Origin of the sequence: Nocardia nova (assembly GCF_002933465.1) — a bacterium.
GTDB classification, from domain to species: Bacteria; Actinomycetota; Actinomycetes; order Mycobacteriales; family Mycobacteriaceae; genus Nocardia; species Nocardia nova_B.
Genome location: NZ_PSZE01000009.1, coordinates 181,625 through 194,245 on the forward strand (window position 1 = coordinate 181,625; position 12,621 = coordinate 194,245).

Here is a 12,621-nt window from a genome sequence, read left to right on the forward strand (position 1 = left end):
TTCGGGAGCGAGAAGGTCTGTGCAATCAAATTGGAACGTGTTCTACTTGGAGGATGACAGCGGTGCATTCCGTACTCGGTGAAAAAGTCAGGATGCCGGTCGAGATCCGCGACGCCGACGCCTGTGCGGCGACATTTCTCGTCGACGCGGCGGCGGCCCGGGAGATCGTGGCGCCGACCGGACTCGAACCACTCACGGTCGCCGGACGCGGGGTGTGCTCGCTGGTTTTCGTGCGCTACGTGGACGGCGACCTCGGTCCCTATCACGAATTCGGCCTCACCCTCATGGTGCGCGGCCGGGACAAGGGCCTCGGCGTCTACATTCCGTGGCTGCCGGTGAATCAGACCTTCACCTGCGCCGCCGGCCGCGAGATCTGGGGCTTTCCCAAGGAGATCGCCGATATCCGGATCACGCCGGTGCGTCGCGGCAAGCGCTGCGAGGTGCGCATCGACGATCGTCTGGCGGTGGCGATGGAGGTCGCCGGTGGCGTGCCGTCGCCGGGCGGAATGGGCGGCGCGTCGATCGCCGCCTACACCCATATGGACGGCGTCCTGCGCCGCATCCCGTGGGTGATGAACCCGTCGCAGGTGCGAATGGGCTTGGGCGGCACCAGGATCGAGCTTGGCGATCATCCCGTGGCGCACCGGATGCGAGCGCTGGGCCTGCCCGAGCGCGCCCTGTTCAGCAGCCGAATCGGACTGCTGCGCATGACTTTCGAAGACGCGGTGGAGGTTCGATGAGCACGACAGCGGTGGTGACCGGTGCGGCCAGCGGAATGGGACGCATGGCGGCCCAGCGATTGGCGGCGGGCGGTTACCGGGTCGCCGCACTCGATATCAACGACACCGGGCTGGCCGAAACGGCGCGGCGCTCGCCGAATATGAGCACCTACTCCTGTGATGTCGCCGACGAGCAGGCGGTGCGCGCGGTGATCGACAAGGTTCGTTCGGACCTCGGGCCGATCGAGCACGTGGTGCACGCGGCCGCGCTCTGTCGGGTGGGTTCGGCTCTGACACATGATGTTTCGCAGATGCGCCGGGTGATGGACATCAACTACGGCGGCACGATCAACATCTGCCAGGCGATTGTGCCGGAGATGAAGCAGGCCGGTCGCGGCACGCTGGTGTTGTTCGCCTCGGTGGCGGGCTGGCTTCCCTCGCCCGGCCTGGCCGCCTATTCGGCCTCCAAATTCGCCGTCGTCTGCTATCACGAAGCGTTGGCGCAGGAGTTGAACGGCACGGGCGTGCGGGTGATCTCCATCTGCCCGCCGATCGTGGAAACCCCGCTGCTGGAAGGCATTCGGGCCGCCAACGAGGCGGTGGTCGCCGGTCGGAAGGGCATCACCCCGGATCGGGTGCTCGATGCGGCCGAGCGGGCGGTAGCCGACCCGAAGGCGCCCCTGTTCATCTTCCCGGGCCCGGCCAAGCCGCTGTGGCTGGCCCGCCGGTTCGCGCCGAACTTCCTGCGCAAGCAGGTGACCCGAATGGTCAAGCCCGAATTGTGACCGTGCGGCGATGCCGAACCGATCGTGCAAACCTCGCCGCACAATCGGGTTTTCCCGCGATGTCGTCGAGGTTTGCACGATGTGTTCGGCCCGCCACGCACCCGGCGGAAGACCGGGTGCGGCGTCGTCAGCGGCCCTTGAACTCCGGCTTGCGGCGCTCGGCGAAGGCACGCGGGCCTTCCTTGGCGTCCTCGCTGCGGAAGACGGTGAGGCCGAGCTGCGAGTCGATCTTGAAAGCCTCGTTCTCGTGCATACCCTCGGTATCGCGCATGGTCTTCAGGATCGCCTGCACCGCCAGCGGGCCGTTGGCGTTGATCTTCTCGGCGAGCTCGAGCGCCTTGTCGAGCGCGGTCCCGTCCGGCACCACATGGCCGATCAGGCCGTACTCCTTGGCCTCGGCGGCGGTGATGTGACGCCCGGTGAGCAGGATGTCGGCGGCGACGGTGTAGGGGATCTGCCGGGGCAGTCGCACGGCCGAGCCGCCCATCGGGAACAGGCTCCAACGCGCCTCGGAGACACCGAATTTCGCGCTCTCACCGGCGACGCGGATGTCGGTACCCTGCAGAATCTCGGTCCCGCCGGCGATGGCCGCGCCCTCGACGGCGGCGATCAGCGGCTTGGTCAGGCGGCGGCCCTTGAGCAGACCCGGAATGTTGGTCGGGTCGAAGGCGCCGCCGGCGCTCATATTCTTGGCCGGATCCTGTTCGGTCATCGCCTTGAGGTCGGCGCCCGCGCAGAACGCGCCGCCCGCGCCGGTGAGGATGCAGGAGCGGATCTCCGGGTCGTTGTCGACGGTATCCCAGGCGCGCACCATCAGGTCGAGCATCTCGGCCGAGAGCGCATTGCGGACGGCCGGCCGGTTCATGGTGACGATCAGGGTGGCGCCGCGGCGCTCCAGCAGCGCGTGGGGTTCCGTGTTGCTACCTGTTTCAGTTGCTGCCGTCGTCATCGCCGACCCACTTTCCTCGGGGAATTACTCGCGTTTGCGGACGAAGTTACCCCGCAACGTTGTACAGAACAATAACGTGTTCTAGTTTGGGTGGTGGTGACCGCCGTCACGGGCGGCAAGTTATGGAGATCGCTGATGGAGACAACCACGCACAGCGGCGCTGAGACGACGTCGCATGGTGACGCCGGCGCGACCTCGCGCGGTGGCGCGAGCACGCTGCCGTCGCGGATCACGAAGACGCTGATCGACCGCCTTACCGGGCTGATCACCGCGAGCATCGCGGGGGAGAAGCGCGAACCCTACGACATGATCGAGGTGTACACCGGCGCGGTCGTCGGTGAACTCCCGCAGTCCTCGCCCGAGGACGTCGCCGCGGCGGCCGACAAGGCTCGGGCGGCGCAGCGGGAATGGGCGAACTGGCCGGTCAAGCGCCGGCTGCAGGTCTTCGAGAAGGCCCATGAGCTGATTCTCTCCGAACTCGACACCATCGCGGACCTGATTCAGATCGGTTGCGGCAAGACCCGCCGGATGGCCATCGAGGAATCGTGCGATCCGGTGATGGTGATCAGCCACTACCTCAAACACGCCGAGCGGATCCTGAAGCCGATCCGGCGCGGCGGTGCGATGCCCATCATCTCCACCTCCACCGAACAGCATCGGCCCAAGGGGGTGGTCGCGGTGATCGCGCCGTGGAACTTCCCCTTCGCGATTTCGATCTCCGATTCGATTCCGGCCCTCATCGCCGGGAACGGCGTGGTGATCAAACCCGACAACAAGACCGCGCTGTGCACGCTCTACGGCGTCGAACTGCTGCGCCAGGCGGGGCTGCCGCGCGATCTGATCCAGGTCGTCTGCGGTACCGGACCCGACGTCGGGCCCACCCTGATCGACCACAGCGATTTCGTGATGTTCACCGGTTCCACCGCCACCGGCCGCACCATCGGCGAGCGCGCGGGCCGCAACCTCATCAGCTGCAGCCTTGAACTCGGCGGCAAGAATCCGATGATCGTGCTGGAGGACGCCAACCTCGACGAGGTGATTCCGGGTGCGATCTTCGCGGTGTACGGCAACTCCGGCCAGGCGTGTATGCATATCGAGCGCATCTACGTGCACGATCGCGTCCACGACGAGTTCGTGCGCCGATTCGTCGCCGCGGCAGAGGAATTGGGGTCGAAGGCGGGCGCCTCGTACACCGCCGACCCGGAATTCGGCTCGCTGGTCTCGGTCGATCACATGCGGCGGGTGGCCTCGCACGTCGACGACGCTGTCGCGAAGGGGGCGACCGTGCTGACCGGTGGCAAGGCCCGCCCGGACATCGGCCCGGCGTTCTACGAGCCGACCGTGCTGACCGGTGTGACCCCCGAGATGGAGCACGCGACCGTCGAGACGTTCGGCCCGGTCGTCACCATCTACCGCTACACCGACGAGAACGAGGCGGTCCGGCAGGCCAATGCCACCACCTACGGTCTCAACGCGAGCATCTGGAGTTCTGATCTCGCTCGTGCGGAGAAGCTCGCCGACCGGCTCGAGGCGGGCAATGTCAACGTCAACGACGGCTTCGTCGCGACGTATTCGGCGAAGATGACGCCCTCGGGCGGCGTCAAACAGTCCGGGGTGGGCACCCGGCACGGCGACGCGGGTCTGCTCAAGTACACCGATACGGTCAACGTCGGTGTGCAGAAGAAGCAAGTGCTCTCGGCGCGGGCGGGTATGCCGTTCGACAAGCAGCTCAAGAGCACGCTGATCACGTTGCGTCTGAGCCGCCGGCTGCGTATCCGCTGACTGGTCGATGTCGTCGGTCTCCACGGCAAGGGCCCGTTGGTCCCTCGGACGACCGGGCACCTTCCATGACCCGGCACCACGCTGCGTCGGGAGCTCTCCGCGCCCGGCCTCACGGCCGCGAGTACCAGTACCCTCGTGATCGGGGATCACCACCGCCCAGCCCTGCTGCGACGCCCCCGGGGCGATCACGAATTCGGCCGGGGCCACGATCTGGCCCGGGAACGGACCGGCCGAGAAATGCTGGACCGCGTAGGAGGGTGCACAGTAGCCGGCCAGGGAGTCCTCGGCGACCGGCCGAGTGTGATTAAGCCGATTCCTCGGTCGGCGCGGGCGCCCAGCGCTCGTCCACCTTCGCCAGCCGCCAGTAGGCGATCGCGACAACCCAGGCGAGAACGAACAATCCGACGATCGCGAATCCCGCGTTGTTGAGGTCGATCCCGGCGATCCACTCCACGACCGGACCGCCGAATCCGGTGTCGTCGTGCAGCACCTTGATCAGCTCGATCGAGCCGATGAACAGGGCCACCGCGATCGACAGGCCGGTGATGGCCAGGTTGTAGAAGATCTTGCGCACCGGATCGGAGAACGCCCAGTCGTAGGCGACGTTCATGAACAGACCGTCGATCGTGTCCATCACGCTCATTCCGGCCGCGAACAGCAGCGGCAGCACCACGATCGCGTACCAGGGCAGTCCCGCCGCCGCGCCGGACCCGGCCAGTGCGAGCAGCGCCACCTCGGTCGCGGTGTCGAAACCCAGACCGAACAGCACGCCGACCGGATAGACGTGCACCGGCCGCCCCACCATCCGCATCACGGGCGCCAGCAGGCGTGCCAGGAATCCGCGCGAGTCGAGCGCCGCTTCCAGTTCCGCGCGATCGTATTCGCCGCTGTGGCGCAAACGGCGGAACACCCGCCAGATACCGACCAGCGCAACGACATTGAGCAAGCCGATCAGATACAGGAACGATCCGGAGGCCACGGTCGAGATGGTGCCCAGCGTCTTGCGGGTCGAAGAGTCCTCGTCGACCAGCGTGCCCACCACGTGCGCACCCGCCACCACCAGCGCGGCGAGGACGAACACAATCGTGGAATGCCCCATCGCGAACCAGAATCCGACCGATTTGGGGCGTTTGCCGTCGCTCATCAGCTTGCGCGTGGTGTTGTCGATGGCGGCGATGTGGTCGGCGTCGAAGGCATGGCGCAGCCCGAAGGTGTAGGCCGTGATACCCAGACCGATGCCGAAGACCTCCGTGCCGATGCGATAACCGTGCGGGGCGATCGCGCCGAACAGCAGGCCGAATCCGATCAGATGCATCAACGCGACCACGCCGAGCAGCACCGCCGCTTCCAGCCAGTCACGCCGCGACCAGTCCCGCAGCACATCGCGAAGTAGGCGGCGACGAGTGGACATGTGCCACAACCCTTCTGGGGAACCCGCGTCCCCGTCCGTGCACAGCGACGAAAGGGGTCTGGCTGACAGCATGGGCTGAACACAGTGGCGCGACCGCACCGGATTGGCACCGGTTTCCCGTTCCCATCGCGAGAACTCTGCGGACTATACCAACGGACCGCCCCCGTGCGGCCACGGTCCTCGCAGGTCGCAACAAGGGCGGTGACAGGACTCCCGATCGTTGAAATGTCGGGTATGCGCCCGTGAACCCGGGAAATAGAGGAGACTCGGCGTAACACAGTCTGTAGTACGACGGCTGTGCGGGTGCCAGTTCCACAGGGTCAGCGTTTCAGCAATGCCGTTTCAGCAATGCCAGGGGAGCCTTCATGTCGCAGTCTTCTGCCGCGTACCCGAGTCTGGTGCCGGTCGGGGTGGATACCGCTCGTGCCGGCATCGCGCGCGTCTACGATGCCGCCTTGAACGGCAAGGACAACTTCGAAGTCGACCGTGAAGTGCTCGCGCAGGTGCGTGCCGTAGCCCCACAGGTGAACGATCTGGCCTGGGCCAACCGGGATTTCCTGATCAGAGCGTGCCGATTCCTGGCCGCGCAGGCCGGGATCGACCAATACCTCGACCTGGGTTCGGGGCTGCCGACGGCGGAGAACACCCATCAGGTGGTGCAGCGGATCCGGCCCGAGGCCCGGGTGGTCTACGTCGACAACGATCCGATGATGCTGGCCTACGCACGGGCGCTGCTCGAGGCGAATTCGCAGACCAGCATCGTCGCCTGCGACATCTTCCGCCCGCACGAGGTGCTCACCGACCCGACCGTGCGCGACGAGCTGGACTTCTCCCGGCCGGTGGGGCTCTTTCAGATCGGGACGCTGCAGCACTATCTCGATGACGACGCCTGGGCCTTGATGCAGACCTATATCGACGCGCTGCCCTCCGGTTCGTATGTGGCGATCGCGCATTTCTACGATCCGGAGGAATCCGGTCCGAGCGAACTCGCCCGCAAAATGGAGGACAAGTTCGTCCACAGTCCGATGGGCAGCGGGCGTTTTCGTACCCGCGCGGAGATTCAAGCCCTGTTCGGCGGCTTGGAGATGGTCGAACCGGGGCTCGTGCTGTGCGACGACTGGTGGCCGGACGGCCCGCGACTCACACCGCTGTCGGATGTGCGCCGGTGCATCGTGGGCGGAGTCGGCCGCAAGCCCTGACTCAGTACGCCCGCGCGAGTGCGCTCGGGGTGATGCCGTGATGCAGTTCGGCCACGTCCGGATGGGCCCGGATGCGCGATTTCCAGGCGTTGCGGCCGTAGGTGTCGAAGATCGGGTTGTCCGGGTCGGCGGTGACTCCGCGTGCGGCCGCGGCCAATTCCGGTGGCAGCGGTAGCAGCGGTATCCGGGCATCCAGCGCCGGATTCAGGAAGTACGGGATGGAGATGCGGTCGGTGCCCGGCTCCGGAGCGAGCACGCGGTGGCGGGTGGCACGCAGATAGCCGCCAGTGGCCACCTCGAGCAGCTCGCCGATGTTCACGATGAAGGCGCCCGGTAGCGGCGGCGCGTCCACCCATTCGCCGGGCGACAGCTCCACCTGCAGGCCGTGCGAATCCGGTTCCACCAGCAACAGGGTGAGCACACCGGAATCCTTGTGCGCGCCGACGCCCTGGGGATTGTCCGGGTTACCGGGGTAGCGCACCACCTTGATCAGCGTGGCCGGCCGGTCCGCGAAGGCCGGATCGAAGAAGTCCTCCGACGCGCCCAGTGCGGCGGCCCAGTGCCGTAGCAGGGCACGTCCGACTCGCGCGAGGGATTCGTCCCAATCATGCAGTGCGGGACGAAGTTCCGGAAGCGCCGTCGGCCACAGGTTGGGTCCCTGCAGTCGCCAGTATCCCTCCGCCCCGGCGATCGCCTCGGCCTCCGGCCCGATATCGATCTGCTCACGCCAGTCGACCAGGCCGTTGGTCAGCTCGCCGCCGAGTCGCGAATAGCCGCGGAACTGCGGACTGCGTAACTGGCTGATCTCCTGTTTGGCCGCCTCCGGCAGTGCGAAGAACCGCCGGGCCAAGGCGAGGAGTTCGGTGCCGCGCTCGGGCGCGACGCCGTGACCGGTGAGATAGAAGAACCCGAATTCGTGTGTGGCCGCCCGCAATTCGACCTGAAACCGCTGCGGATCGGAATCCGCGCTCGCCAGATCGAGTACCGGGAGTACGCGCTCGGTCATCGCACCTCCTTATCCTCGGGGTCATCGCAAGATCTACCGCATTCGCGCCGTGTCCGAAAGGGTTCGACTCGGACGGAACTCAACTGTCCCGCAGGATGTGTACCCAAGGTGATCGACGCGTATTTTCGGCGACCGAATCGTCGTGATTCAAAGGGGAGGCTTGGCAATTCGCAACACCTAGGCTCGGCCGAGCCGACGCGCACCACCGTGCCGTCGTGCGCAGTGTCGAGAGGAATTCCTGATGTCCGGACGTATCCGCGCCGCACTATCCGTCTTCGCAGCCGGTACGGCTGCCGCTGTGCTACTGACCGCCTGCGGCAGCGGAGGATCCGCCCACACGGAGAACGGGGTGACCTCGCTTCGGTACCTGGGCTGGACCGATCGGGTCACGCTTCCGGAACTCGCGGAGAACCTCGGATTCTTCGACGGCACGATCAAACTGGACTACGTCGGCAACACCATCAGCGGGCCGCAGGAAATCCAGACCGCCGCGACCGGGCAGGTCGACTTCGGCGGGGCCTTCGCCGGTGCGGTCGCCAAGCTGGCCGGTGCCGGGGCGCCCATCACCGCGGTGGTCAACTACTACGGGTCGGACGAGAAGTCCTTCCAGGGCTATTACACGCTCGACAACAGCCCGATTCACTCGGCCGCGGATCTGGTCGGCAAGAAGGTCGGCGTGAATACGCTCGGTGGCCAGAACGAGGCCGATATCCACGATGCGCTGAAGAAGGCCGGACTGAGTGTCGACCAGATCAAATCGGTGCAATTGGTGGCGCTGCCGCCGCCGAATATCGAACAGGCGCTGCGTCAGGGACAGATCGACGCCGCGGCATTGAACGGCCAGTTCCAGCAGCGTGCGGTGGCCAACGGGGGAGTGCGTCCGATCTTCACCGAACTCGACGAATACGGCGGTCCGATCAACGGCGGGCCCTACGTCTTCCGCAACGATTTCATCGCGAAGAACCCCGATGTGGTCCGCACCTTCACCACCGGCGTCGCGAAGGCGATCGAATGGGAGCGCAGCACGCCGCGCGATCAGGTGATCGCGAAATTCACCGACATCATCAACGCCCGGCATCGCACGGGAGAGGACACCTCGACGCTGAAATACTGGCTTTCAGTTGGTGTTCCGGCGCGCTACGGCACGTTGTCGGACGAGGATTTCACCCGCTGGCAGAGCTGGCTCGAGGACACCGGGGCCATCGATCACAAGCTGGATCCGAGCAAGTTCTACACGAACAAGTTCAACTCGCTGCTGCAGTCGTCGGACGCTTCCGGGAAGTAGCGCTCGCGGGCGTCCTGCCACGGCGGCGAGCCGGGAGCGGCGAGCCGACCCGTCGGTACGGCATCATCGGTGCCCATGAGCGACTCCGTATCCACCGGCGGCGCCCGCGGCCCGGCGCACCGCCTCATCCGAATGACCGGCCGGGACCCCGACGAACCGGGGCGCGTGTCCTCACCCCTGGAGCTGCTGTTCGACCTGACCTTCGTGGTCGCGGTCGGCGCCGCGGCGTCGTATTTCGCCGAGATGGTGGCCGACGGGCATGCTGGCAAGGCGGTGCTCGCCTTCGTGCTCGCGATGTTCGCGATCGTCAACGCCTGGATCAATTTCAGCTGGTTCGCCTCCGCGTTCGACACCGACGACTGGCTGTACCGCGTGCTCACCATGGTGGTGATGATCGGCGTCGTGGTCTTCGCCCTCGGCTTGCCCGCGATGTTCCATTCGGTCGACGTGGGCGATCACCTCGATGTGCGGTTGATGGTCATCGGCTACATCCTGATGCGGATCGCGATGGTGCTGCAGTGGTGGCGCGCCGGGCGGGAGTCGCCCTCCTTCCGGCATGTCGGTTACGGGAGCATCCGATGGACGATCATCGCCCAAATCGGCTGGGTGATCATCGGATTCGTGCACATGCCGCTGCTCGTGGCAGGGGTGGGATGTCTACTGCTCGGCACGCTGGAATTGCTCGTACCGGTGCTGACGCAGGGCCGCGCGAGCGGTACCCCGTGGCATCCGCACCACGTGGCCGAACGCTACAGCTTGTTCGCCATCATCGCGCTCGGTGAGGGCGTGGTCGGCACGGTCGCCTCCTCGGGCGGGCTGCTCGGCGGCAGCGACGGTGGGCAGTGGAGTGCCGATGCGATCGCGATCGTGGTCGCCGGCGTGGGCCTGACCTTCGGCATGTGGTGGGTGTACTTCACCACCCCGTTCGGCGAGATCCTCGTGCACCGCCGCAACCGCGGCTATCTGTTCGGTTACGGCCACATCCCGCTCTACATGGGTATTGCCGGCGCGGGCGCCGGCCTGCACGTCGCGGGGCTGTCGCTCGAGCACCACTCCCATATCGGCCCGGTCGCGGTGGTCCTGGCACTGGCTCTCCCGGTGGGCGTGTACCTGCTGATGGTCTATCTGCTGCACACCCTGCTGTTGTCGGCCCCCGACCCGTTTCACATCCTGCTGCTCACCCTCACGGCCGTGGCACTGGCCGTCGCGGTGATCCTGGCCGCGCTGGGAGTCTCGATCGCCGTGTGCCTACTGGTGGTGATGACCTCCCCCTTCATCACTGTGATCGGCTACGAAACAATCGGCTATCGGCACCAGCGCGAGATGCTGGCGAATCTGGAGTGAGAAAGCCCCTGGAGTACTGCCCGCTGTCCGATGTCGGACAGGTGCGAGCGAGCCCGTCAGCGTGCCTATCGAGGACCTGGCGACCAGTACGGCGTCCGATCCGGCGGCTGCTGCGCGGAATGCTGCTGCGGCGGGCTCCACAGCGGGACGTCCTGGTTCTGCGGGGGAGTCCACATCGGCAGATCCTGGTGCTGCGACGCCTCCGGAGCGGAACCTCCCTGCCGCCGCCCCGGCGCCTTCACCAGACTGACGATCAACAGAACCGCTCCCGCGATGAGAATGATGATCCCCAGGATCACCATCAAGCCGATGAGTGCCACCACGACCAAAGTTGTAGCACAAGGTTTTCCGGTGGTCCCGGAAATGGGAAGGCAGCTCGCCCGGAGGATCGGGCGGTGGGCGGCCCTTGATACCTACGAGCACTACATCCGCAAGACCGACGATTTCGACGCGGTGCGCCGGTCGATGGGCGACGACTGAGCTGCCGTGCTGCCATTTGCTGCCTCGGCGGGTGTTGATCGCTTCGGACGTGAAGGGTAAAGCAAGAGGCCCCTGACCATGTGTACTGATCAGGGGCCTCTGCCGTGTCTCCACACACGAGTCGGGGTGACAGGATTTGAACCTGCGACCTCTTCGTCCCGAACGAAGCGCGCTACCAAGCTGCGCCACACCCCGTGAGTTGAGCCTGTCGTAGCTTACAGCAGGGGGTGGCGGATCATTAAATCCGCTGTTCAGCGGGCGGGGAGGGGGCGGATGGTGGAGAGGATGCGCTTGGCGGTTTCCTTGTCCACGGACCTGTCGACGCCGGTGTCGGCGGCGACGGTCATGACGAAATTTCCGTTTTCGCTGGGGAAGGCGAACGTGTAGACCGCGAAGGTCGTGGCGCAGCCGGGGGCAGGCGGCGGCGCGCTGCCGGTGGTCTCCACGAGGGCGCCGTGCAGCTGCCCGTCCAGCGAGACCATCGGCTCGGCGGGTGCCGGGGCGGCGACGGTGGCGTTCGACCAGCCGAACTTGGCCATCCGGGCCCCGACATCGGCGGCGGCCGCGGCCGGGTCCGTCTGGGGGGACATGGTAAGGAAGGCGTTGGTCCGGGTGTAGTTCGGGCAGTAGTTCTTGCCGTCCTGGGCCAGGCCGGCGATTTCCAGCGGATTCGAACCGGAACCCCAGGCAGCGGTGCCGACCGGATCGACCTTCCACTCCGGAGGCGCGTCGTAGGCCGCACCACGATCGAGGATCTCGACGACTTGATAGCCGGGAACCATCGGCGGGGGCGCGGCGCCGTGCTGCGGTTTCGGAGCCGTCTGCTGCGGGCGCGACGGCGGTGGCGGAGGCTGGTTTTCGCTACTGAGCGCGCTTACCATGGAAGGCTTCCCGGAGCCCCCGGCGGCCGATGAGTCGGAATGCCGGCTCGCGACGATCGCTACGGTCGCGCCGACCGCCACGACGACCAGCACCCCGACTCCGCTGAGCAGCAGAGCTTTCCGCCGCCGTCGCCGTTGTTCGGATACCTGCGGCAGCGCGGTGTGCGGGTGCTGGGCCGTCGGCGGCCCCCAGGACACCTGTGGCGGTGCGGGGCGGGATCCGACGCCCAATTGCCACTCGGGCTCGGGGCGACCGTTGCCCAGTGGTGCCGAGAACTGTTGTGGTGAAGGGATATTCGCGCCCGATGCCGAGCTGCCCGCCCACTGTGGCGCCCCGGGCTGCGCGCCGAAGGCCGTAGTTGGCGCATCGGCTCCACCGGGCCCCGTAGGTGCACCGGAGTTCCACTGCCCGCCGACAGGATTCGGGCCGTGCGGTCCGCCGGGTCCGCCCGGGGGGCCGAAACCGTGCGGTGGTGGAGCGAAGCCCGACGGAGCGCCCGGCGAGGTGGGTGCAGAGCCCAGTGGATCGGCAGGAGGGTGGGGCACCGGCCCCTCGGTGCCGATCTGCCGTGTCTCGAAAGCCGCGGGGGCACCGGGATTCAGCTGACCGTTCCCGGGACCCGGCCCGGCATTCGGGCCACGGGAAGCGTCTCCGCTCGCGCCGCCCTGTGGCGACCACGGACGGCCCGGAGCGGAATTCCCTCCGGCGGTATCGTTCCCGTCGAACAGCGATCCGGGTGACCGGGCCGCGTCCGGCGCCGCGGGCCGCGCGGGAGAGCC

13 protein-coding genes and 1 tRNA gene are annotated in these 12,621 nt (G+C 66.8%); 8 read left to right on the forward strand and 6 right to left on the reverse strand.

From position 1 onward, the window contains the following. Nucleotides 1–53: 53 nt before the first annotated feature. Together C5E41_RS14090 and C5E41_RS14095 are read left to right on the forward strand one after the other, a co-directional pair. Complete coding sequence (locus tag C5E41_RS14090) at nucleotides 54–740, forward strand: acetoacetate decarboxylase family protein (RefSeq protein ID WP_104376260.1); 687 nt, start codon at nucleotides 54–56, stop codon at nucleotides 738–740. Further along, nucleotides 737–1,504 carry an SDR family NAD(P)-dependent oxidoreductase gene (locus C5E41_RS14095; protein WP_104376261.1) on the forward strand — a complete coding sequence of 256 codons (768 nt, stop codon included), beginning with the start codon at nucleotides 737–739 and terminating at the stop codon, nucleotides 1,502–1,504. Before C5E41_RS14090 ends, C5E41_RS14095 begins: the two co-directional genes overlap by 4 nt. A gap of 127 nt (nucleotides 1,505–1,631) precedes the next feature. On the opposite strand, the gene C5E41_RS14100 is transcribed toward C5E41_RS14095, so the two are convergent. After that, nucleotides 1,632–2,453 carry a crotonase/enoyl-CoA hydratase family protein gene (locus tag C5E41_RS14100; RefSeq protein ID WP_104376262.1) on the reverse strand — a complete coding sequence of 274 codons (822 nt, stop codon included), beginning with the start codon at nucleotides 2,451–2,453 and terminating at the stop codon, nucleotides 1,632–1,634. Between the two features lie 135 nt (nucleotides 2,454–2,588). On the opposite strand from C5E41_RS14100, the gene C5E41_RS14105 reads away from it, so the two are divergent. After that, nucleotides 2,589–4,235 carry a succinic semialdehyde dehydrogenase gene (locus tag C5E41_RS14105; RefSeq protein ID WP_104376263.1) on the forward strand — a complete coding sequence of 549 codons (1,647 nt, stop codon included), beginning with the start codon at nucleotides 2,589–2,591 and terminating at the stop codon, nucleotides 4,233–4,235. A 304-nt stretch (nucleotides 4,236–4,539) separates the two neighbouring features. Here C5E41_RS14105 and C5E41_RS14115 read toward each other — a convergent pair whose 3' ends face one another. Then, complete coding sequence (locus C5E41_RS14115; RefSeq protein WP_104376264.1) at nucleotides 4,540–5,646, reverse strand: HoxN/HupN/NixA family nickel/cobalt transporter; 1,107 nt, start codon at nucleotides 5,644–5,646, stop codon at nucleotides 4,540–4,542. Nucleotides 5,647–6,011: 365 nt separating this feature from the next. Between C5E41_RS14115 and C5E41_RS14120 the strand changes: the two genes are divergently transcribed. Next, a complete protein-coding gene (locus C5E41_RS14120; RefSeq protein WP_104376265.1) occupies nucleotides 6,012–6,845 on the forward strand; it encodes an SAM-dependent methyltransferase in 834 nt (277 codons plus the stop codon). A 1-nt stretch (nucleotide 6,846) separates the two neighbouring features. On the opposite strand, the gene C5E41_RS14125 is transcribed toward C5E41_RS14120, so the two are convergent. Then, nucleotides 6,847–7,851 (reverse strand): isopenicillin N synthase family dioxygenase, encoded by a 1,005-nt coding sequence (locus C5E41_RS14125; protein ID WP_104376266.1) that lies wholly within the window; start codon nucleotides 7,849–7,851, stop codon nucleotides 6,847–6,849. Nucleotides 7,852–8,200: 349 nt separating this feature from the next. Between C5E41_RS14125 and C5E41_RS14130 the strand changes: the two genes are divergently transcribed. After that, nucleotides 8,201–9,136: an ABC transporter substrate-binding protein gene (locus C5E41_RS14130; protein WP_258080965.1), complete on the forward strand. Its 936-nt coding sequence runs from the start codon at nucleotides 8,201–8,203 to the stop codon at nucleotides 9,134–9,136. A 75-nt stretch (nucleotides 9,137–9,211) separates the two neighbouring features. Continuing rightward, nucleotides 9,212–10,480, forward strand: a complete 1,269-nt coding sequence (locus C5E41_RS14135) for a low temperature requirement protein A (protein WP_104376268.1) — start codon at nucleotides 9,212–9,214, stop codon at nucleotides 10,478–10,480. A gap of 65 nt (nucleotides 10,481–10,545) precedes the next feature. Here the strand turns inward: C5E41_RS14135 and C5E41_RS14140 are convergent, their stop codons facing one another. Next, on the reverse strand, nucleotides 10,546–10,803 hold the full coding sequence (locus tag C5E41_RS14140) for a hypothetical protein (protein ID WP_146097542.1): 258 nt from the start codon (nucleotides 10,801–10,803) through the stop codon (nucleotides 10,546–10,548). Here C5E41_RS14140 and C5E41_RS33850 point away from each other — a divergent pair. Then, a complete protein-coding gene (locus C5E41_RS33850) occupies nucleotides 10,790–10,960 on the forward strand; it encodes a hypothetical protein (RefSeq protein WP_181063239.1) in 171 nt (56 codons plus the stop codon). The two genes, C5E41_RS14140 and C5E41_RS33850, sit on opposite strands and share 14 nt — an antisense overlap. Nucleotides 10,961–11,081: 121 nt before the next feature. Here the strand turns inward: C5E41_RS33850 and C5E41_RS14145 are convergent. Together C5E41_RS14145 and C5E41_RS14150 are read right to left on the reverse strand one after the other, a co-directional pair. Further along, nucleotides 11,082–11,155, reverse strand: a tRNA-Pro gene (locus C5E41_RS14145). A 56-nt stretch (nucleotides 11,156–11,211) separates the two neighbouring features. Beyond that, nucleotides 11,212–11,841, reverse strand: coding sequence for a hypothetical protein (locus tag C5E41_RS14150; protein ID WP_146097543.1), 630 nt, complete (start codon nucleotides 11,839–11,841; stop codon nucleotides 11,212–11,214). A 39-nt stretch (nucleotides 11,842–11,880) separates the two neighbouring features. Here C5E41_RS14150 and C5E41_RS33295 point away from each other — a divergent pair, with 39 nt between their 5' ends. Further along, nucleotides 11,881–12,129, forward strand: coding sequence for a hypothetical protein (locus tag C5E41_RS33295; RefSeq protein WP_146097544.1), 249 nt, complete (start codon nucleotides 11,881–11,883; stop codon nucleotides 12,127–12,129). Nucleotides 12,130–12,621 lie beyond the last annotated feature (492 nt).

Bases quoted from the DNA above. Each gene is read 5' to 3' on its own strand.
- C5E41_RS14090 (WP_104376260.1), top strand. From the start codon at position 54: ATGACAGCGGTGCATTCCGTACTCGGTGAAAAAGTCAGGATGCCGGTC.
- C5E41_RS14120 (WP_104376265.1), top strand. From the start codon at position 6,012: ATGTCGCAGTCTTCTGCCGCGTACCCGAGTCTGGTGCCGGTCGGGGTG.
- C5E41_RS14125 (WP_104376266.1), bottom strand. From the start codon at position 7,851: ATGACCGAGCGCGTACTCCCGGTACTCGATCTGGCGAGCGCGGATTCC.
- C5E41_RS14105 (WP_104376263.1), top strand. From the start codon at position 2,589: ATGGAGACAACCACGCACAGCGGCGCTGAGACGACGTCGCATGGTGAC.
- C5E41_RS14100 (WP_104376262.1), bottom strand. From the start codon at position 2,453: ATGACGACGGCAGCAACTGAAACAGGTAGCAACACGGAACCCCACGCG.
- C5E41_RS14095 (WP_104376261.1), top strand. From the start codon at position 737: ATGAGCACGACAGCGGTGGTGACCGGTGCGGCCAGCGGAATGGGACGC.
- C5E41_RS33295 (WP_146097544.1), top strand. From the start codon at position 11,881: ATGCCGGCTCGCGACGATCGCTACGGTCGCGCCGACCGCCACGACGAC.
- C5E41_RS14115 (WP_104376264.1), bottom strand. From the start codon at position 5,646: ATGTCCACTCGTCGCCGCCTACTTCGCGATGTGCTGCGGGACTGGTCG.
- C5E41_RS14150 (WP_146097543.1), bottom strand. From the start codon at position 11,841: ATGGTAAGCGCGCTCAGTAGCGAAAACCAGCCTCCGCCACCGCCGTCG.
- C5E41_RS14135 (WP_104376268.1), top strand. From the start codon at position 9,212: ATGAGCGACTCCGTATCCACCGGCGGCGCCCGCGGCCCGGCGCACCGC.
- C5E41_RS33850 (WP_181063239.1), top strand. From the start codon at position 10,790: ATGAGTGCCACCACGACCAAAGTTGTAGCACAAGGTTTTCCGGTGGTC.